Source organism: Megasphaera sp. UBA4382 (assembly GCF_002391155.1).
GTDB lineage: Bacteria > Bacillota > Negativicutes > Veillonellales > Megasphaeraceae > Megasphaera > Megasphaera hexanoica.
On record NZ_DGRS01000058.1, the window covers coordinates 1 to 21,188 of the forward strand.

General features: G+C 48.6%; 18 protein-coding genes, 1 tRNA gene and 1 other annotated feature. Of the genes, 9 read left to right on the forward strand and 10 right to left on the reverse strand.

Annotated features, from left to right (window positions below; all coding sequences use genetic code 11):
* Positions 1 to 1,226: S-layer homology domain-containing protein (locus tag B4H10_RS06860; RefSeq protein ID WP_292018512.1), on the forward strand; the 1,226-nt coding region annotated here is incomplete at its 5' end.
* 226 nt (positions 1,227 to 1,452) lie between these two features.
* Here B4H10_RS06860 and B4H10_RS06865 read toward each other — a convergent pair.
* Positions 1,453 to 1,528, reverse strand: a tRNA-Thr gene (locus B4H10_RS06865).
* A 223-nt stretch (positions 1,529 to 1,751) separates the two neighbouring features.
* Between B4H10_RS06865 and B4H10_RS06870 the strand changes: the two genes are divergently transcribed.
* A complete protein-coding gene (locus B4H10_RS06870) occupies positions 1,752 to 1,937 on the forward strand; it encodes a ferredoxin (RefSeq protein ID WP_075581604.1) in 186 nt (61 codons plus the stop codon).
* A 177-nt stretch (positions 1,938 to 2,114) separates the two neighbouring features.
* Here B4H10_RS06870 and B4H10_RS06875 read toward each other — a convergent pair whose 3' ends face one another.
* From B4H10_RS06875 to B4H10_RS06895, 5 genes are all read right to left on the reverse strand, one after another.
* The gene (locus tag B4H10_RS06875; protein ID WP_292018513.1) at positions 2,115 to 3,626 is read right to left on the reverse strand and encodes a dihydrolipoyl dehydrogenase family protein; all 1,512 of its coding nucleotides are present in this window, start codon (positions 3,624 to 3,626) and stop codon (positions 2,115 to 2,117) included.
* A 93-nt stretch (positions 3,627 to 3,719) separates the two neighbouring features.
* The gene (locus B4H10_RS06880; protein ID WP_170087119.1) at positions 3,720 to 5,024 is read right to left on the reverse strand and encodes a hypothetical protein; all 1,305 of its coding nucleotides are present in this window, start codon (positions 5,022 to 5,024) and stop codon (positions 3,720 to 3,722) included.
* Positions 5,025 to 5,160: 136 nt separating this feature from the next.
* Complete coding sequence (locus B4H10_RS06885; protein WP_292018514.1) at positions 5,161 to 5,364, reverse strand: hypothetical protein; 204 nt, start codon at positions 5,362 to 5,364, stop codon at positions 5,161 to 5,163.
* 49 nt (positions 5,365 to 5,413) lie between these two features.
* The gene (locus tag B4H10_RS06890; RefSeq protein WP_292018515.1) at positions 5,414 to 6,781 is read right to left on the reverse strand and encodes a PhoH family protein; all 1,368 of its coding nucleotides are present in this window, start codon (positions 6,779 to 6,781) and stop codon (positions 5,414 to 5,416) included.
* A 155-nt stretch (positions 6,782 to 6,936) separates the two neighbouring features.
* On the reverse strand, positions 6,937 to 8,241 hold the full coding sequence (locus tag B4H10_RS06895) for a hypothetical protein (protein WP_292018516.1): 1,305 nt from the start codon (positions 8,239 to 8,241) through the stop codon (positions 6,937 to 6,939).
* Positions 8,242 to 8,657: 416 nt separating this feature from the next.
* Between B4H10_RS06895 and B4H10_RS06900 the strand changes: the two genes are divergently transcribed.
* From B4H10_RS06900 to B4H10_RS06910, 3 genes are all read left to right on the forward strand, one after another.
* Complete coding sequence (locus B4H10_RS06900; RefSeq protein ID WP_113856385.1) at positions 8,658 to 9,785, forward strand: hypothetical protein; 1,128 nt, start codon at positions 8,658 to 8,660, stop codon at positions 9,783 to 9,785.
* Between the two features lie 36 nt (positions 9,786 to 9,821).
* Positions 9,822 to 11,162, forward strand: coding sequence for an aspartate aminotransferase family protein (locus tag B4H10_RS06905; protein ID WP_059076544.1), 1,341 nt, complete (start codon positions 9,822 to 9,824; stop codon positions 11,160 to 11,162).
* A 276-nt stretch (positions 11,163 to 11,438) separates the two neighbouring features.
* Complete coding sequence (locus B4H10_RS06910) at positions 11,439 to 12,146, forward strand: TerC family protein (RefSeq protein WP_059076545.1); 708 nt, start codon at positions 11,439 to 11,441, stop codon at positions 12,144 to 12,146.
* On the opposite strand, the gene B4H10_RS06915 is transcribed toward B4H10_RS06910, so the two are convergent.
* Positions 12,123 to 12,956 (reverse strand): pyridoxamine kinase, encoded by an 834-nt coding sequence (locus tag B4H10_RS06915; RefSeq protein ID WP_059076546.1) that lies wholly within the window; start codon positions 12,954 to 12,956, stop codon positions 12,123 to 12,125. The two genes, B4H10_RS06910 and B4H10_RS06915, sit on opposite strands and share 24 nt — an antisense overlap.
* Before the next feature lie 166 nt (positions 12,957 to 13,122).
* Between B4H10_RS06915 and B4H10_RS06920 the strand changes: the two genes are divergently transcribed.
* Complete coding sequence (locus B4H10_RS06920) at positions 13,123 to 13,584, forward strand: GNAT family N-acetyltransferase (RefSeq protein WP_292018517.1); 462 nt, start codon at positions 13,123 to 13,125, stop codon at positions 13,582 to 13,584.
* 121 nt (positions 13,585 to 13,705) lie between these two features.
* On the opposite strand, the gene B4H10_RS06925 is transcribed toward B4H10_RS06920, so the two are convergent.
* Positions 13,706 to 15,010, reverse strand: a complete 1,305-nt coding sequence (locus tag B4H10_RS06925) for a serine dehydratase subunit alpha family protein (RefSeq protein WP_059076548.1) — start codon at positions 15,008 to 15,010, stop codon at positions 13,706 to 13,708.
* Positions 15,011 to 15,371: 361 nt separating this feature from the next.
* On the opposite strand from B4H10_RS06925, the gene B4H10_RS06930 reads away from it, so the two are divergent.
* Positions 15,372 to 16,799 (forward strand): aspartate ammonia-lyase, encoded by a 1,428-nt coding sequence (locus tag B4H10_RS06930; RefSeq protein WP_292018518.1) that lies wholly within the window; start codon positions 15,372 to 15,374, stop codon positions 16,797 to 16,799.
* Here the strand turns inward: B4H10_RS06930 and B4H10_RS06935 are convergent, their stop codons facing one another.
* The gene (locus B4H10_RS06935; RefSeq protein ID WP_070807746.1) at positions 16,800 to 17,405 is read right to left on the reverse strand and encodes a hypothetical protein; all 606 of its coding nucleotides are present in this window, start codon (positions 17,403 to 17,405) and stop codon (positions 16,800 to 16,802) included.
* 277 nt (positions 17,406 to 17,682) lie between these two features.
* Positions 17,683 to 17,932, forward strand: a binding site (T-box leader).
* A 113-nt stretch (positions 17,933 to 18,045) separates the two neighbouring features.
* On the opposite strand from B4H10_RS06935, the gene B4H10_RS06940 reads away from it, so the two are divergent.
* On the forward strand, positions 18,046 to 19,038 hold the full coding sequence (locus B4H10_RS06940; RefSeq protein WP_059076551.1) for a bile acid:sodium symporter family protein: 993 nt from the start codon (positions 18,046 to 18,048) through the stop codon (positions 19,036 to 19,038).
* 83 nt (positions 19,039 to 19,121) lie between these two features.
* Here B4H10_RS06940 and B4H10_RS06945 read toward each other — a convergent pair whose 3' ends face one another.
* Positions 19,122 to 20,009 (reverse strand): radical SAM protein, encoded by an 888-nt coding sequence (locus tag B4H10_RS06945; protein WP_059076552.1) that lies wholly within the window; start codon positions 20,007 to 20,009, stop codon positions 19,122 to 19,124.
* Between the two features lie 180 nt (positions 20,010 to 20,189).
* Between B4H10_RS06945 and B4H10_RS06950 the strand changes: the two genes are divergently transcribed.
* The gene (locus B4H10_RS06950; RefSeq protein WP_075581593.1) at positions 20,190 to 21,188 is read left to right on the forward strand and encodes a permease; all 999 of its coding nucleotides are present in this window, start codon (positions 20,190 to 20,192) and stop codon (positions 21,186 to 21,188) included.

Genomic DNA, 21,188 nt, shown 5'->3' on the forward strand with positions numbered 1-21,188 from the left:
AAGACTACCAATCCGACCTGAGCACTACGGTCGGTGGCGATATGAGTACCGCCGTAACAGGTAACCAGAGCAATACCGTTGAAGGCACTATGACGGAAACGGTAACTGGCGATGTGACGGAAGACTACCAATCCGACCTGAGCACGACCGTCGGTGGCGACATGTCCACGACGGTGACCGGTGACAGCAGTCTGACGGCTAGGAGTATTGCCAACGAAGCCGATACCTCCATTACGGACAAGGTGGGCACGACGACCGTAACTACGACTGACGGCCTGACGACGCTGACGAATACGGCGGAGGACCATAAGACACAAATGGATTTTGCCGAAGTAAGGAAAGACCTGTCCGTAAGCGGCAATGCGACCGTCGGTGGCAGCATGACGGCTTCTTCCTACAAGGTCGGTGACAAGACCTACATCGACTCCAACGGTATCAATGCCAATAACCAGAAGGTTACGAACGTAGCTCCTGGAGAACTTTCCGCCACCAGTACGGATGCCGTCAATGGTGCGCAGCTCTTCGATACGAATCAAAAAATGCGGAACTTTAACAGCCGTCTGAACCGCGTCGGCGCCGGTGCAGCCGCCTTGGCAGCACTTCATCCGCTCGACTTTGATCCGGACAGCAAGTGGGATTTCGCTGTAGGTTATGGTAACTATCGCGATGCCAATGCAGCGGCTGTCGGACTCTACTATCGTCCTAATGAAGACACCATGTTCAGCGTCGGTGGCAGCTTCGGCGGTGGCGAAAATATGGTTAATGCCGGCGTTAGTCTCAAACTGGGACGCGGCAGCCATGTTTCGAATTCCCGTGTAGCCATGGCTAAAGAAATTCGCGATATGCGTAAAGCTATGGCTGAACAGGCAGCTGAAATTGCAGAGCTCAAAGCGATGCATCATCTGGCTATCGATCCCAATAAGAGCATGCTCTTCCCCGATGTAGCCGATAACCACTGGGCTTACGAATATGTCACGAAACTGGCTGGCAATGGCATTATCGAAGGCTACCCGGATGGACTCTTTAAAGGCAATCAGGTGATGACCCGCTATGAATTTGCAGCTATCGTCTATCGTCTGATGGAAAAAGGCATGGGACATACCGATCCGGAAATGAACCGCCTGGCCCGCGAATTCAGCAATGAACTTTCGTATATCCGCATCGATACGGTACATCAGGATAAAGACGGTACGCCGACCGTACAGCGTGTCCGCGTAAAGAAATAGTGACAAGATAACGATCATATCGGCCTGTCGGGATGATGTGATTACGTCTGATGATTCCGTCAATCAGGATAAATAACCAGAGGCATAGGTAGAGCGAGAGACTTTGCCTGTGCCTCTTGCTGGTTCTAAAAGACGTCGGGCAAGTGCCTGGATGGCGGATTCTATAAAAAATAAGGGGCTGTAACAAAATGAGCTTTTTTGCTCATTTTGTTACAGCCCCTTTCTTTGGAGCCACTTATCGGATTCGAACCAACGACCCTCTCATTACGAATGAGATGCTCTACCAGCTGAGCTAAAGTGGCATATGACTGCACCTGAACGGTACTTTACTAGTATATCCATTTCGTGGCGTTTTGTCAAGAGGTAAAAAATTGAAAAAAATCGATATATTTGTTTCTTCGTTATATTTACAACGTACAATCGAAGCAGCGCAGGTTATACTATACGTGTAAAGAGGAAACGGTGATGAACCGGAATACGATAATCCTCCATATGATATATGTATCGCGAAAGGAGCGATGACTTATGAAATTCAAAGTAAATGATTCTTGTATCTCTTGTGGTATGTGCGCAGGTTCCTGTCCGGAAGTATTCCACATGGCTGATTCCGGTATGGCTGAAGCGATTCCTGACGATGTAGCACCGGAAGTTGAAGAATCCGCTATTGACGCAATGAACAACTGCCCGGCAGGCGCCATCGAAGAAGCCTGAGAAAGAAATACACAGGGCGTACGGCATCGGCAGGGTGCTGATATCGTGCAGATATAAAGTGAGACTACCGTAATACAAAGCAGAGGCTGCAATGAAATGGCTTTAAAAGTTCGTTTCGTTGCAGCCTCTGTTTTATCTTTCGCTACAAGTCATAGATTATTTGGTTTAAACAAAATCTTATTTTTTTTCGTAGTAGTATCGTGTCCACATGGTAACTTCTGAAAGGGACGGGTGGGGCGTCATGGTTTCACTCAGGGTATAGACACTGCGCGGATCCAGCGTGCGCGTAAGGGGGAGATCGCGCAGATACTGTGCGTCGGCTGAGGCAATATCCGGGCGGAGAGGTTGTACTGTGTGAGTACCGCACATGAGAAGGTTGACAAAGGGCTGGATGAGGATGGACGCTTCGTGGCCTACGATGTGGGCGCCGAGAATCTGTTTGCTCGTTTTGTCGATGATGAGTTTGATAAATCCGTCATCAGAAGCTCCCGGTTCGTATCCCAGTGCATAGCCTTTGGCTGAGGCAGAGTAGTGGTTGACTGCCGTTTCCACATCATATCCCTGCTTTCGGGCTCCTTCTTCCGTAAGTCCTGTATGGGCCGTTTCCGGATAGGTATAGGTTACGGCCGGTACGGCATCGTATTGTGCCCAACGCCAGTTTTCGCGGGGCATATGGGAAAAGAGATTGTGGGCTATGATTTCGGCTTCGTAATTGGCTTTATGGCGGAATGGCGCCCTGCCATTGACATCGCCCAGGGCCCAGATGCCATCTGCGCTGGTTTCGAGAAACTCATTGGTCTCGATATAGCCGCGGCTGTCGAGACGGACATCCGTATGTTCCAGCTGCAGCAGTTCTGTCATAGGGCGGATGCCGGGGGCCACGAGGATTTCTTCGGCCCGTACTTCTGCCGTCGTCCCGTCTGTACGGTTGCGGATAGTCAGGACTTTTTCATCGCCTTCGCGCCGCACGGATATCGTGTCCTGATTCAGGCGGACATCGATATGACGGTTCTGGAACTGGCGCAGCATGAACGCCGAGATTTCTGGCTCTTCTTTTGGCAGAAGGCGGACGTTGTGCTGGACGATGGTGACCTGGGTGCCGGCCGCTTCAAAGACATGAGAAAATTCACAGCCTATGGGGCCGCCGCCGATGACAATCAGGCTCTTATACGGTTTTCCCGGGAATTTGGGACCAAAGAATGTTTCTGACGTAATGTAACCGCATTCTTCCAGACCGGGGAGTACGGGGATATTCGTCCGGCCACCAGTACCGATAAAAATCTGCCGGCCTTCCAGTTCTTCTGCTGTACCGTCGGCTTTTGTCACGGCAATCGTCTTTTTGCCGGTAAACGAGGCCGTGCCGTTATAGGTATCGACGTTGGGGAATTGGTCATAATACGCCTGAATGGCTGGACTTTCGTCTATTTTCTGCCACAGTCTCCGGGCCAGCGTATCCCAGTCCAGCGTGGCGTTTTCCGCTGTGACACCGATACGGGCTCCTTCCCGTATTTCACAGAGCAGATTGGCTGCTGTCACCATGACTTTTGTCGGGATGCAGCCCCGGTTCAGGCAGGTACCGCCGAACCGGCCCCGCTCGATGATAGCAACTTGTTTATGCTGCCGTATAGCGGCATCAGCAATGATGTTGGCTGCTCCCGTGCCGATGATAATGACATCGTATTGTTTCATGGAAATCCTCCTTGTATATGGAAATCTTGTATATAATAAGTGTACGGAAAAAAACGTCTTCCTGTCAATGAGGCAGGAAGACGTTTTTGGTAATTAGTGTGTTTCCGGCAGGCTCTGGGAGAATATCCATTCCAGTGCCGGCTTCATCGTGTATGCATACAGCCATGTGTACCGATGGCTGCCGCCTTTGTAAATCGTAAGATAGTGGCTGCAGTCTGGTTCAATCAGAGAGGCGGCTTCGGCCTGCAGCTGTACGGTTGGTACATTGGCATCCAGTGTCTGGCGATCGACTTTGGTACCGGATTTTTCCAGATTCCCCAATATTTCCGTCATGCTCGGGTAGGCACCGGCATCGCCTTCACAGATGACCGTCCAGAGCGGCTGGCTGGCAAGAGGAGCCGTAACGGCGGCATTCCATTTGCAGGCGATGAGATACGATGCGGCAAAGAAGTGAGGATATTTAACATCCATGGCAATCGATGTCATGCCGCCCATGGACTGGCCTGTGTTGTATATGCGCCGCGTATCGATGGAGTAAGTCTGGCAGAGAGACTGGATGAGGTGGATCGTACGATCCAGTTCTGGTCCGTAGTCGTAATTGTCATCGACGATAACCGTGTCGTACTGGGGCGCCAGAACGAAGCAGGGATGACTGGCCTGCCATCCGGGCGATGCGAAGGTGACGGCTCCCAGCCCCTGGACGAGCGTTGCTTTGACGTCCGGTGAGACGACGCCGGCATCATGCATGAAAAGGACGAGGGGGTATTTCTTTTGTGGATCGTAGTTCTTCGGAACATAGAGATTATACTTTAATACAGCATTCTGCTGCTGGCTGTCCGTAAAGGTCCCCTGGATAAAATCTTCGACAATCAGATCCCTGGATTTGGAAGTTTCTATCCCTTCTTCCGGCCCATAGAGAGCGCCTGATACCGTTTTTACAAATCCCGTCTGGCTGACGTTCGCCTTCATGACGGGAAGTGGACTGGGATTACCGTGGCTTCCCAACTGGGGTCCGCCGCCATGGCCTTTTTTCTGACGGTCTTTGACGGGGCCGTCTTCCGGATGAGGATCGACAGAGGAATCGACGAGGGGCAGGGCCTGGAGCTGGAGTACGACATAGTTCCCTGATTCCGTATGGGCAGTTGTTTTTTCTGCCGCCGTGTTTGTATAGACTTTTTCAATCGTCCGGCCATCGACGGTATAGTCGGAAGGGGAAAGGGAAGATGAAAGAACCGGCGCATCGTACTGGACGATGACATGAGAGACGTGCTCGCCATCTCCTGTAACTTCCCCGATGGCTTCAGCCTCTGTAATATGATTGGCAGCAAAAGACGTGCTGCCCAGTGAGAGACACAGCATGATAGCGGCGCCCAGCCGGCGCCAGGATTTCCATTTCATTTGCATAGGACCTTCTTTTCTGATGACAAGTAAAACTAATAATATATATCAATTGACCTTAGTATACACAGAAAAGATGGCGGTTTCGTCACAATACAGACACAGTTCATCGCGGACTGCCTGACGCAACGGACTATCAGCTGATTTTGCTGCCGTTGGCTTTCATCTTGAAACGCAGGCCCAGGACTTTTAGTAGTTTGCCTGCCGTCATAGCGACTTTGGCTGTATGATTGCTGGAATGATCGGTGTAACCCAGGGCTCCCAGTACGCGGTTTCCCTGTTCCAGATATATGTTCAATTCTTTTGCGTGAGTGATATTTTCATAGGTAAATTTCTTCATGTATCATTTATTGACAGGACTGATTCGTTCAGCCCTTCTCCTTTTTGTATTAGGAAAGCCGTAATATGGCATCGAGGGCCAGTTCCGACCGTTCACATTCCCCTGGCAGCATGGTGACCTGCCAGCAAAGGGGGCTTTCCTTCATTTTTTCTGCCGCATACATGAGACCGTTGGTTCGTTCATCGAGAAATGGCCGGTCGATCTGGTTGGGATCGCCGAGAAGAATGATTTTGGTGCCTTTTCCGGCGCGGGTAATAATGCCTTTGACCTGGTTGGGTGTCATGTTCTGGGCTTCATCGATGATCAGATAGGTTTTTTCAAGAGACCGGCCGCGGATAAAATTGAGGGCTTCTGCCTGAATGATCTGCCGGTCAAAGATTTCGTCGATCCGCTCGGCCAGTTCCTGCTCATTTTCATAGCGCAGGTCTTCGTTGCCATCGACAAGCTGTTCCAGATTGTCGCGGATAGGGCGCAGCAGGGGTGCTATTTTTTCCTGTTCATCGCCGGGCAGGAATCCGATGTCCGTATCAAACTGGGCGTTGGGACGGCAGATGAGGATGCGGCGGTATTCCCTGGTTGGATGATTGACGATCTTTTCCAGACCTACGGCAAGGGAATAAAATGTTTTGGCAGTACCGGCCTGGCCTTTGACGATGACCAGAGGTGCTTCATCGGCGGGGCGCATGAGTGCTTCCTGCAGGAAATACTGGCCGGCATTGCGCGGACGGACGCCGTAGGGCGCAGCATCGGCATATAAAAGCGGCACAGCCCGGCCATGGCGGACGCAGCCCAGGTGGGTCTTATTCCGTGAGGCATCGGCCCGCAGGAGAAGAAATTCGTTTTCGTACAAGGACGGATGACGGGGATGACCGTCGGGGCCGAGCTGGTAGAGGGCAGCTGGATCGATGCCGTCAGCACGGAACGAGGCAAATGCATCTTCTGCCACGTACCAGTCGCTGCGGCCCAGATAAGGCTGCTGGCGGACGTTGATTTGTTCCGTACTGAAATCCTGGGCTTCGATACCGAGAACCTGGGCTTTCAGACGAAGCAGCAGATCCTTGGTTACCAGTATAGGTTCCAGACTGCGCAGGTGGCAGCATACTTTCAGGATGCGGTTGTCGGACCGGTCGTCGGGAAGCGAGTCGGGCAGTTCTTCATGGATACAGTTGGTTTCGACGCGGAGCGTACCGCCGTTGGGAAGAGATACTCCCGTGAGCAGATTGCCGGACAGCCGCAGCCGTTCCAGAATGCGGATTGCCTGCCGGGCATTGTAACCCCGCTCGCCCTCTGCTTTTTTCAGTCCGTCCAGTTCTTCCAGGACGACTAAGGGCAGTACGAGATGATTTTCTTCAAAACATTGCAATGCATACGGTGCCTGAATCAGGACATTCGTGTCCAGTACATACGTCTTTGCCATGAAAATCCCCACCTTTGCCTGTGATTTGTTTACCTTTCCATCATAGGTGGTGAACATACAGGTAAGATAAAGGTTGTGTAAAAAATCGGTAAGGCTCTGGCTACTTTGCCCTGTTACGGTAAATAACGGACTGTATACGGCTAATAAATTGCATGCTATAGCTTGAATTGTAAAATGCGACTAGGACGGCCCGTTTTGCGCTGATATTTTTTTCCTACTTCAAAACAATACCCTTTTTCCAATAGTTTATTAATCATGCGGGCTGCCGACCGGGGCGTGATTTTCAGGAAATCTGCAATTTCTGCTGTTGTGAATTCATTTTTCCCGGCTTGAAGGATGAACGAATGAAGATGACTGATTGTCAGTGCGCCAATGCCGGTCCGTTGGCTGATTTCCAGAAATTCGTTGGAAATATTAGGGTGTGGTTCCGGCTGCCGATCAATAGGGGTGTATATGTGATGCAGATCATAGACGAGATAAATACGGTTACCGCCGCCGTGACGTGCCCGGTTCAATCCGGTACGGGCATGATATTGTGCTTCTATGGCCGTTTTGCCAAAGCCAATACTGACACTGATAGTGCTGGCCGTATTTTCCCGGATAGTTTCGAACATGGAAAAATCTTCCAATCCCCTTGTTTGCCGTTCGATGATGTCCCGGGAGGTAAAAAACATAAATAACTGTTCCGTAACGTGGAAAACAGGAGATTCAATTTCTACGGATAAATCGTAAATGTGTTTGATAACGTTGACATTTTCCAGCATACCCTGATATTCATTACGTTCTGTATAAGGCAGTCTGTCGTTTTTGAAATCATCAATGCCGACGTAGATGATGACAAACTGACTTTCCCGGCTGACCGTAAACAAATACGTCGTATATACTTTCTGAAGACTGTTGTAAATATCTAATAAAGTAGGGACGACGCAGGCTACGGGATAGCCCAGTTTTTTTAACGGTTCGTATACTTTGGCGAATTTGGTCAGACAGGCAATATCTTTATTAAACCGATATTGGTTTTTGAAAAATTGGAGCGTCTCTTCAATATAGGCTTCATTAAAATCATATACAGGAGCAAAGACGATGTGAGTCTGGTCGAGGGGAATGCCCAGCTCTTCATAAATGTCGAAGACGAGCTGGTGATCCTGTATATCGGTTACCAGATGATATATATTATGCCCCTGCAGGGTAAGCTGAAACAAATAATTCAGACATCCTGCGTGGGAATGTTCGACAAATTCCCAAGGAATACTGGGAGTGACCTTGGCCTGCGTATAGAGTTTGGCTGTTTCTCCCAAAAATAAAAGCTGATCGAATTCCTGCTGTCGCCCTTCAATGCAGAAAGGAATGTCAAAAATGGCATCGTAGATAATCGGTGTAATTTCTATCTGGGAAAATTGTCCGACAAGTTTGGTTAAAAGACGGACATGGGTTTGTGGCACAATAAAACCAAGTTTCAATGTCATTCCTCCTTATAAATAGAGAAAAATTATGGAAGATACAAAGAAATTTAAGTTTTGGTCATAATAATAGCCTATTAAAGACACTTGAAAAGAATTATGATATGAGCATAAAAGAGAGAATAATATAAAGAATAAAAATAAGAAAACAATAAAATATAAAACGTGTTTACTGGTATACGAAACTGTCCTTATATATGTATTGTAAACTAAGTTGCAGAAAGCGTAAATACAGAATATGTAATTTGATAAAAAGATAGTTATGCCGTATATTCCGGAGTATGGCTTTTCATCATTTCTCATAGTACATATCAATATGATTTAAAACGAGGCGATGATTGTACACGATAGCGCTGTCGGCAGGATATCTTTTGCACTTTTTATGACAAAATGTATTAGAAAAAGGATGTGACGATATGGAAAAGGCGAAGACGAGTTGGACGAAATATGTTATTCCTGGTTTTGTTTTTCAACAAGTAGTCATTGGCGGCGGATATGGTACAGGTGCTGAGATTGCGCAATTTTTTGGGACGCAGGGACTATTGGGCGGTTTTTTGGCACAGATGATCACGATGGTTGTCTGGACGCTGATGTGTGTGATTACTTTTGAATTCGTTCGTATCTTCAAGACCTATGATTATGGGTCTCTCATGAAACGACTTCTCGGCCGGGGGGCTATCCTGTATGAAGTATGTTACTGGGCCATGATGGTCATCATTATGGGCGTCGTCTGTGCCAGTGCCGGCAGTATGCTCAACAGTCTTACCGGGCTTTCCAAATGGTTTGGCATCGGCATTCTTTCGGCCGGTATGGTGATTTTGGTCTTGAAAGGAACGGCAACGATTGAAAAGGCGCTTACCGTGTGGGGATATATCCTGTATGCCGTATACATCCTCTTTATGGCTGTCGTTTTCTATAAATTCGGAGGAGCTATTGCCAATGAATTCGCCCGGGCAGAAATCGGGGGCGACTGGTGGTTCAACGGCCTGCGGTATTCCTTCTATAATCTTGTCGTTGTCGCCGTGGTATTATACACGGTGCGGGATTTAAAAACCCGCAAAGAAGCGGTCCTGTGTGGGATTATTTCCGGAATCTTTGGCATTATTCCGGCGGTATTGCTTCTCCTGGTGATGGGCTGTAATTTTACGGCAGCTATCCAGGCAGAAATACCTGTCGCTGTCGTCTTTGAAGAATTGAACATGCTATGGCTCTATATCCTCTTTGAAAGTGTGCTCCTGGGTACACTCATCGCGACCGGCACAGGTTTTATTAAAGCTGTAGATGACCGTGTGGAAATTGCATATAAACGGGCGAAAGGCTATGTACCCCGCTGGGTACGCCCTGCTATTGCGGTGGGTCTTACTGCTCTGGGAGTCGTTGTGTCTACCTTTGGGCTGATTCCGCTTATTGCTCAGGGCTATGGCATTATATGCTGGGGGTTCTTCCTCTTCTTTGCCTTGCCCATGCTCACCATAGGATTGTATAAAATTAACAGTCATGATCCTGATGCTGAAATTGAAGCGGAAATATATAACGAGAATTAACGTACCGGATTTTGGAGGAGAAGGAGCTGAAAGAGTATGAAACAAATGGCGTGTCAGGAATGGGTAAACCGGGATGCAGAAGTTGTTGCAACTTGCCAGCATCTTTCGTATTTTCCTCTTGTAGTAGAATCTGCACAAGGGGATATTGTGACCGATAAAGATGGCAACCGTTTTATTGACTTCCTTACGAGTGCATCATCGCTGAATCTGGGAAGCTGCCATCCGGAAATCATGTCTGCCGTACAAGAGCAATTTCAGAAATGCACGCAGTATACTCCGGCATATACATACAATGAAGCGACGATTACCTACGCGGAAAATCTGGTTTCCGTCTACCCGGGAGGGGTGAAGGCTAAGATTGCCTTTGGAAACTGTGGGTCCGATGCCAACGATTGCGCTGTAAAATTTGCCAGGGCCTATACGGGACGAAAAAAAATTATTACCTTTTTGAACTCGTATCATGGAAATACTTACGGTTCGTGCAGTATGACTGCCTGTACACCGAGAATGCGGGAAAAGATGGGGCCATTCCTTCCGGAAATTTATCATTTTCCTTATTTTGGCATCAATCTTCCGGATGAACAGGTAGAGCGGGACTGTCTGCAAGCTATAGAAAATGCCTTTTCTATGTATCTATCACCGGAAGAAGTGGCAGCTGTTGTCATCGAGCCGATACAAGGAGATGGTGGTATATTGCCGGCTCATCCGATATTCATTCGGAAACTATATGATTTATGTCAAAAATACCATATCTTATTTATTTCTGAAGAAGTACAGCAGGGATTTTACCGGACAGGGAAGTTTTTTGCTATCGAACATTATGGTGTCATCCCTGATGGTATTATCATGGGAAAATCCATCGGCGGTGGTTTCCCTCTGGGAGCTTTTATGGCACGGGCTGATATTATGGATTCTCTTCCGGCTCCGGCACATCTGTTTACATTGGGAGGCAACCAGGTATCCTGTGCGGCAGGAAATGCACTCTTTACTATCTTGCAGAGAAGAGCTTTTCAAGAACAACTTGCCCGGACCATTAAGCTCCTTTGGGAAGAAGCCGGACAGTTGCAGCGGAAGCATCCTGATGTAGTAGGCTTCGTACGGGGAATCGGTATGTCTATGGGTATTGGTATCGTAAAAAAAACAGATACCGGTGAATACAGAGCCGATCCGGAGGGCACCTATAAAATTTTATACCGGGCATACGAAAATCATTTGCTGATCATCAATGTAGGTGCCAACGTCCTGCGGGTGCAGCCGCCACTGAATATATCGGACGACCATTTGAGAAAAGGATTTGCTATTTTGGATCAGGCAATGACGGATTTTGAAAAAGGAGACATTCCCGATGCCGTTCTGGCCGGTAAAAAAGGCTGGTAATATAAAATTAAATTTAGATTTTAGTTATTGCGATGATGGTTCCCGGCATTCTAAATTCTATTGACACAAGGCCGGTGTATTTGGTATACTAATTGCATAATCACATATAGTAGTAAAAGGGAGTAACCTTTTAGCTGGCGTCAACATGCATGCCCATTGGGCTGGTGCCTGCGTTGTAACCATTTTACAATAGGTGAGACTTTTCCATACTGTCCGTCAGACGGCATGGGAAAGTCTCATTTTTTTATCGTATGTTCATGTAAAGGAGAATGCATCATGGAATGGACCTTGGTTTCCTGGGATTTTATAACAGCCCTCGCATCCATTATTATGCTGGATATTCTGCTCGGCGGTGATAATGCCGTCGTCATCGCCATGGCGGCCAATAAACTGCCGTCGGATTTGCGAAAAAAAGCCATACTCATCGGCACTGGTGGGGCTGTCATCATCCGCCTCGTTATGACACTGATTGCCGTATGGCTCCTGTCGATTCCTTATCTGCAGGTCCTGGGCGGGCTGATTTTGCTGCCTATTGCTATCAAGTTACTGCTGCCGGCAGAGCATGATGAGAAAATTAACGCTTCGGACACGCTGATGGGTGCCATCCGGACTATTATCATTGCCGACGCGGCTATGGGTGTCGATAATGTACTGGCTATTGCCGGGGCATCTCATGGAAGCTTTATCCTCGTCGCCTGCGGGTTTCTCATCAGTATCCCGATTATCGTCGGGGGCAGCACGGTTATTGGCAGGATTATGGACCGCTTCCCAGTCGTACTTTATGGCGGTGCAGGCCTTCTGGGCTGGACGGCCGGTTCCATGATCATGCATGACGCTGTGGTGGGAAGCCTGATCATGAGGATTGCCGGCAGCTGGACAGAATTCGCCATTCCGGCGGTATTGGCGGTTTTTGTCTGCAGTACGGGTTATATCTTTTCGAGACATAAAAAAAGCACTTCTTTAAATCTTGAGAAGTTGTCGTAAACACGGCTCAATCTGGATTCCTTCCCGGGCGTCTGAACCGGCCTGGCGGGTATAGTCGAGGGCATAGGACAGAAAATCGAGGGACAGGCGCATGGCCATGTGAATAGAGTGGTTCCGGAGCAGTGCGCCTGTAAGGACGCTGGCAAATAAATCGCTCAGACCATCCACTTGTTTCCGTACGCGGTAAATCTGGCATTCGTCATAGGTATGGGTAGTACCGTCAAAACTGACATTTTTTATCTTTATATCTGATGCGGGAATTCGGGTAATCACGACATACCGTGGGCCTAATGACGAAAGCTGGTGGCAGAGCCGGAGGACATCTTTTAAGGAAGGAAAAGATGGGACAACTGGTGTCCCGGTCAGCATACAGGCCTCTATCAGTGTCGGCGTAATGACCGTGGCCTTTCGTATGAGAGTGCGCATTTTTTCTATCATATCCTGACTATAGACGGGAAGAGGGCGGCCGGCAAATGACATGACCGGATCGATTACGACAAGGGTATTTTCGTCAGAAAAGCGGCGGATAGCTTCCCAGACAATTTGCATCTGTTGGAAATCTGATAAAAATCCACTGTAAATAGCCTGATAGGAACAGCCGATTTCTTCCCATTTTTCCATGAATAAACATGTATCAGACAATACATCCGAACTATAACATGTCTGATATGTGATATTATTACTGGACAAGGTTGTCGGCAGGGGACAGACTTGAAACCCCATAGCAGAAATAACCGGTACGACAGCAGTCAGCGAGCAGCGGCCAAAAGAGCATAAATCATGAATGGCCAGTACACGCTTGGTAAACATGATCATCACCTCTTGGAATAATATATTATACCCATTGTATATGATATATTGTATGAATACAAGTTGTATTTAGTTCTTTATGCGTATTATATATAGCCGGAAGACCGATAGGAAAAAAGGGGTGTCTATAGTATACTAAAAGAAAAAGGGGATGGGAGGGATTGACATGAAAATTATTGATGGAACTCAGCGGCTGCCTGAACTAAAGGAACTGATTGTGGAATATACCGATTCTCTGCACATGAATCTAAGTTTTCAGAATCTGTCAGATGAACTGGCTCATCTGGAACAACGTTATGTACCGCCTTATGGCCGCATCTATGCAGCCGTGGCCGATGACGGAGCGGTTATTGGCTGTATTGCCTATCACCGCCACGATGACCGGCGCTGTGAAATGAAGCGGTTATATGTCAAACCGGCATACCGTCATCTTCATGCCGGGCGTATGCTCGTAGAGAAGATTGTCAATCAGGCCTGTGCAGATGGATATAAGGAAATGGTGTTGGATTCGTTTACCGATACGATGAAAAGCGCCATTCATACGTATGAACGATTCGGATTTACCGAAATCCCGGCGTATTATCATAATCCCATGCCCAATGTGATTTATCTGAAAAAAGATTTGTAAAGACGAAAGCCGCAACAAAATGAGCAGCTGCCCATTTGTTGCGGCTTTACATGTATGTGAGTTGTTTTTCATGAGATGCTTGGACAACTATCTATAAGATTTTCAGATAGTTTCCTTGTTTTTACGCATCGAGTTTATTTTTGTGGAGCATGATCTGCAGGATTTCCTTATCGGTCTGTTCCATTCCCTTTTTAGCCAGTTCGCCAATATTGCGGATGGATTCATCGGGATTGTTACTGACCAGGCCTTCACTGCCGGTTACGCGGATATTGTGCAGGCTGAGCATGACTGCCCGGCAGGCGGCGTCGCAGGCTGTGGCGACTTTCAGGGTGCAGCTGTTGCCGGCGCCATCACATACCATACCGATATGGTCACCGGTCATGTTGGAAATGGTATCCTGCACGTCCTGGAATTTGCCTCCCAGGAGCCAGACCATCCCCGTAGCAGCTCCCATGGCGGCCGTGCCGCAGGCGCAGAGCGCGGAGAGTTTGGGAAGGAAGCTGTGAATGTAAATGGCCGTCATATGAGACATGGTAAGGGCGCGGATGAGCTGTTCCTTGGATGCCTTTACTTTCTGTGCCGTTACGACGACGGGAATGGTAGCCGTGATTCCCTGGTTGCCAGAACCGGAATTGGTCATGGCCGGAAGCGGGGCCCCTCCCATGCGGGCATCAGAAGCTCCGGCTGTCTTCATGATAATCATGTCCTGCAGGGCGTTACTAAGGAATCCCGTATGGATTTCTGATTTCATCGTATAACCGATGCAGTGGCCGTATTTTTCTGAAAGACCAACTTTGGATAATTCTTCATTTAATTTAGCGGCTTCTTCCATGAAGCGGATATCGTCAATGGGACATTCGGTTGCAAATTGATAGACATCCTTTAATGTCAGGTTGTTCAGGAACTGTTCTTCCGGAGAGATTTCGTCCCGGCTCATCGGCGGTGCTTCAAAGAGGACGGCATCGTCTTTTTCGATGCGCACGACATTGGTGTGATCGTCGGCAATGCAGACCCGTGCCGTATGGCCGCCGCCATAGACTTTGGCTTCGGAATAGAGGACATTGGGAACGTCGGCGATATCGACTGATACGAGCTTGTCAGCGACCATCTTTTTGCCCTTCCGTACGACGTCAGGAGACAAGCGTTTCAGTACTTGCAGACCGCCTTTGGGGTCACCGCCCAGTGCACCGACGGCTGCCGCGATGTACAGCCCCGGTGTTTCCGTTCCCGGCACGATGACGGCCATCCCGTTTTTCATCATGTTAGCCGATACCCTTGCTTCAATTTTTTCTACAGGCTGCCCCAGCTTTTCCGCAGCTACAGCCGATGCGTAGGCAAGCGATATCGGCTCCGTACACCCCGTGGCGGGTTTTACTTCTTTGTGCAGACAATCGACCATCTTTTCCCACATTTCTTCTAATTCCATGCAAATCGTCTCCTTTATAAAAACAAAATTTTAAGATAGACGTATCCTAATAAAATTATAAGGCAATCGGGAGACAATGTAAATGTTTAAAGTATTTAGAATTATATTCAATAAATATCACCATGCAATGGCTTGCAGGGAGTTCGTACGATGTATCGGTATATCTTGACAACCATTTCAAATAGCGTTAAGATATAACTAAATTTCATAGGACGTGCGGCAAAGGCGCTGTTGGACATAGATCCGGCAGCGCCTTTTACTGTACCAGTTCCCATGAAATATGGATTTGTAAATTTTCATTAATTTCTTTATCACAACCATTGCATACTGTATACAACAGTGCGTGACCAGGAGGGGTATCATGAGAACAGAACATGATTTTTTGGGAGAAATGAATGTGCCAGATGACGTATATTATGGCGTACAGACCATGCGTGCTTTGGAAAATTTCCATATTACAGGCAATCATCTCGACCCGGATTTCATTCATGCCATGGCGCTGGTCAAAAAAGCAGCCGCGCTGGCAAATATGAAGACAGGCCGTCTGCCGAAGAAAATAGGCACGGCTCTGGTACAGGCAGCCGATGAAATCCTGGACGGGAAATGGCTTGACCAGTTCCCGGTCGATCCAATCCAGGGTGGTGCCGGTACATCGGTCAATATGAATATGAACGAAGTACTCTGCAACCGCGCACTGGAAATCCTGGGGCAGCCCAAAGGACGGTATGATATCGTATCACCGAATAATCATGCAAATATGGCCCAGTCCACGAACGATGTATTTCCTACGAGTATGAAGGTCTGCCTCATCCTCAAAGGAAAAAAACTGAACGAAGCATTGCGGGCTTTGGAAGAGGCTCTTCTCGATAAAGAAGAAGACTTTAAAGATGTCATCAAGATGGGGCGGACCCACCTGCAGGATGCCGTACCGGTGACACTGGGACAGGAAATGGGGGCCTATGCATCGGCTGTACACCGGGGTCGCAAACGGATCAAGCGGTCTCTTGAAGGTGTACATACTATCAATATGGGCGGTACTGCCGTTGGTACCGGCCTCAATGCCGAACCTCAGTACATCCGGGGCGTTGCCAAAGAATTGTCCGGACTTACGGGGGAACTGTTTACGACGGCCAGCAATCTCATTGACATGACTAATAATACGGACGGCTTTGCTGAAGTATCGTCAGCCATGAAATGCACGGCTCTGGTGCTGATTAAAATGGCAAACGATTTCCGTCTCATGGCATCGGGCCCGCGCTGTGGCCTCAATGAACTGAAACTGCCGGCCCGTCAGCCCGGTTCATCTATCATGCCGGGTAAAGTCAATCCCGTCATGGCAGAAGTACTCGACCAGGCCTGCTATCAGGTCATTGGCAACGACCTGGCCGTCACCTTTGCTTCGGAAAACGGCCAGTTCGAACTCAATGTCATGGAACCGGTCATGGCGTATAATCTTTTTAGTGCCATGCAGTGCCTGACGAATGCAATTTATGCGTTCATTGATAAACTGCTGAACGGTCTGGAAGCCAACCGCAGCCAGTGCCAGTACTGGGTTGATCACAGTGTCGGCATCATCACGGCACTGCTGCCGCATATCGGCTATGAAAAGGCTTCGTTCCTGGCACGGGAAGCTTATGCGACCAAACGGCCCGTGCGGGATATTATCCGGGAACATCATATCCTGACGGAAGAACAAATGGAACATATCCTGTCTCCCTGGGAAATGACGACGCCGGGTATTGCCGGTGCGGCCTGGATGGAAGCTTCACAGCGAAAAATCAGCGGCTGATTATCGTTCAATATCCGTCGGGATGCGTTTATATGGCAATTTTTCCAGAATCTGGTCCATGGCCCGTCCCAGAATTTCATTGGGGTCATTGAGGATAGAGGCTTCATCCCGTTCTGAGCCGCGGGAACTATAACTCTTCAGTGTCTGATCTTTGACATTGTAGGCATATACCCGCAGGTCATACCAGCATTCTGTGAAAAATTCGTCGTCATCATACCAGCCGCGGTATGCGTGATACTGCCGCCAGATCCAGGTCCGTACGACCGGGACGAGGACGACATCGGCTTTGTAGGATGCGGCCAGTCTTTGCATCGTATCTTCTGTTATGTCTTCCGGGGAAATCGTTTCCGCTGCATACTGGCGGTCCCAGTAGGGAAGGCGGAAGGGCTGGCGCAGACGCTGTTCCATGAAATGGGCAGGGTAACCGCCCTGGGTCGTACGGACCAGAAGGATTGTCCGTTCGTTGTCGAACCGTGCGGTATCATCTGCCGGCTGGCTGGCCGTGACGGGCGGAGTAGTGGCAGGGGATGATCCGGCCGTGTCTGCAGCAAAGGATGCACCGGCTATGGTAACGAGCAGAATGAGGAAGAGACATATCTTTTTCATAAGGCAGAACCTCCTTGATTTACGGGATTTTTCTACATTATACTACAATTTTCAACAAAAGTAAGACAAAATGAAATTTGAAATAACAAGAAAGAATGCACTTCAATTCTAAAATCCTATAGATGAATTGCATTAATTATTAACGAGAATGCCTGAAAAGTCAATGTTAATAATTTTAAGTTTAACGTTTTAATGCGTGTTTTTTTTAAGATGCGAAGAAAAAAACTTCTTGACTTTCTCATACACCGTGCGTATAATAAGCATCAACAAATCCACAGACACCGTGTTGACTGGGAGTAGTAAGGGTAATCCCCCATGACAGAGAACCGTTGCAGGCTGAGAGACGGGATGGGCAGATACCGTGAAGTCACCCATGAGCAGCTGCCCGAACGCTTTGCAAGTAGACGCAGCCGGAAGACCACCGTTAGCGGGTCAGGCATTGCAAGGAACGGGGGTTCCGGAGATGCACAGAGGGGTCGTTACGACAATAAGAGTGGTACCGCAGAGCTGAACGCTTTGTCTCTTTTAAAAGAGACAAAGCGTTTTTTTACACAAAAAGCGGAATAGTCATCAGGATTTGTTACTGGGGTATATTTTATTTATATTTATTATTCGTACACGCATCATCGGGGGGATTCATATGATGGATTTAATCGGGAAATTAAGTGGTTTTGTTGGAAAGAACCTGACGTACATCGTATTTCTTGTCGTTATCTGGGCATACTTTATGCCGGGCGCATTTTTATGGGCCGTACCGCATACGGTATTGCTTCTGGGGGTCATCATGTTTGGTATGGGGATGACGCTGCATGCCAAAGACTTCAGACTCATCCTGCAGCGGCCAAAAGAAGTCCTCATCGGCTGCACGGCTCACTACACGATTATGCCGCTCCTGGCCTATGGACTGGTACTGGCTTTTCAGATGCCACCGGAAATGGCTGTCGGCATGATTCTGCTGGGGTCCTGTCCGAGCGGCACAGCATCCAACGTCATGGGCTTCCTGGCGAAAGCCGATGTACCACTGTCCGTATCCATTACGACCTGTTCGACTCTGCTGGCACCCATCATGATGCCCTTCATCGTCTGGGGACTGGCTGGCCAGTGGGTTGAAGTTTCTTTCTTTGCCATGGCCATGACGGTTATGAAAGTTATTCTGGTTCCTTTGGTTCTGGGACTCATCGTTCATCGCATCATGGGTGAAAAGCACGTCGCTTCTTTGTCGAAAGTACTGGTACTCGTTTCTGCTTTTGGCGTATTGGTCATCGTCGGTGGCGTTATTGCTATCAATGGTGTCAAAATCCTGGAAATGGGATTCTTCATTATCCTCATGGTACTCATCCATAATCTGGGCGGTTTCCTCATTGGCTACTTCGTTACAGGTAAATTAGGACTGGGTAAGAAACAGCAGCATTCCGTCACGCTGGAAGTTGGCATGCAGAACGATGCCCTGGCTATTTCCCTTGTTTCCGTCTTCTTCGCTCCGGCTGTAGCCATTCCGGCCGCTGTCGGTGCTGCTATCCATCAGGTCACCGGGTCCATCCTGGCCGGGATTTTTGCCCGCAACATGGATAAGATAGAAGCCCGGGATGCAGAAAAACAGCGCGAAACCATCACCGTTCCGGCGCAGCATTAAAAAGAGAATACAATAAAGTAAAACAGAGGATGCGCAGAATGGCTTTAAAAGCCTGTAGTGCAGCATCCTCTGTTTTTTTAGTTTTAGAAATGAGTTACGTCGCCCAGAATGGGTGTCGTATCGTCCATATGGGGCATCATCTGCTCTAATGCCCGGAGCATGGCTTCTTTGTCTTTGGGCAGTGTGCCGCCTACGGGATAGAGATTGGAAACGTGATTGCTTCGGAAAATGCAGGGCTCTGTCATTTCCGTATGGCGCAGGAGCTCGTCCAGTTCCCGGATAAATCCCCGGGCCGTCAGAGGTGTAAAGGTGCCGTCTTGTACTTCCTTGTACAGGGGAACGAATTCGGGAATGATCAGGGACAGGGCGCTGAGCATGGTGGGATTGATGGCAGACACGACTTCCGCCGTGTGCAGGGCGTGTTCATGGGTCCGTTCCTGACCACCCAGGCCGAGAAGAATCATGGCAGATAATTTAAACCCCGCAGCCAGCGCTTTCTGGCCGGCCCGCACGGTGAGTTCCGCCGTCGTACCCTTATGGACCCGGGTGAGGACCGCATCGTCGCCGCTTTCGATTCCCGTATAGAGAATTCCAAGACCTGCTTCGTGAAGTGCAGTCAGTTCTTCCGGTGTCTTGCGGTCGATGTCAGCCGGAGTCGCATAGGCGCCGACGCGGGTCAGGCGGGGGAACAGGTCATAGCATTTTTTTATGATGTGCAGCAGGTCTTTGGTTTTCAGGACCAGGGCGTCGCCGTCAGCGATAAAGACACGGCGCACATAGGGGTAAGCGGCGGCACCGCGTTCAATGATACCGTCGATTTCTTCCAGGGGACGGATCCGGAACCGCGATTCCTTATACATCGGGCAGAATGTGCACGTATTGTGGGAACAGCCGATGGTGGCACGCAATATGAAACTATAGGCTTCGCTGGGGGGACGAAATACCATGCCTTCAGCGTCATCAATATACATATCTATCATCCTTTCATGGGAGAATGGTACTATTATACTATACTTTATATCTTATAGTAAAAAGATTTGTGCAACCGGCAGGTGATTCTGGATAGATTAACCATTCATATTGACAAATATCAATGTGAATGGTATTCTTATCACATAGATGAAAATAAATGTGACAAGGAGGCGTACCAGATGTGGCTGTTTATTCAAAATCAGATCTTAGGGATGCAATGGTTGAACGGACTGATTTCTGATGGATTAATTCGGGCCGGTGTAGATATAGAAAGCCGGCTTGGCGGCAGTCTGCAGTTCTTTTTATATGATGTCATCAAGATTACCTTGCTGCTCTGTGTCCTGATTTTTGCTATTTCGTATATCCAGAGCTTTTTCCCTCCCGAGCGGAGCCGGAAAATTATGGGACGGTTCCATGGAATCGGGGCGAATATCATGGGAGCTTTGCTGGGAACGGTCACTCCCTTTTGTTCATGCTCATCCATTCCGCTGTTTATGGGATTTACCAGTGCCGGTCTTCCGCTGGGAGTTACCTTTTCGTTCCTCATTTCGTCGCCTATGGTAGATCTGGGGAGTCTCGTCCTGCTGATTAGTATTTTTGGTTACAAGATTGCAGCGGCTTATGTCGTGTTTGGACTTATCATTGCCGTCATAGGGGGCTCGATCATAGAACGGATACATCTGGAAAATGAGGTCGAAGATTTTATCCGTCAGGCTGTTGCAGGCCCGGATATAGAACCGGCTGAACTGACCGTATGGGACAGGCTGGAATTCGCCAGAGACCAGATGACCGGAACATTTAAAAAAGTATTTCCCTATATCCTGATCGGCGTAGGTATAGGAGCGCTGATTCATAACTGGATTCCGGAAACTATGGTCGAAACGGTGCTTGGCAGTCAGAATCAGTGGGGCGTCATCCTTGCGACGCTGGTAGGCGTTCCTATGTATGCAGATATTTTTGGAACCATTCCCATTGCCGAAGCACTGCTGGGAAAAGGTGCTCTCCTTGGTGCCGTCCTCAGTTTCATGATGGCCGTGACGACACTCAGCCTGCCGTCCCTGATTCTCCTGCGCAAGGCAGTAAAGCCGAAATTGCTGGGCGTCTTTGTAGCTATTTGTGTTGTGGGAATCATCCTGGTCGGATATGGTTTCAATGCTCTGCGATATGTATTATTGTGA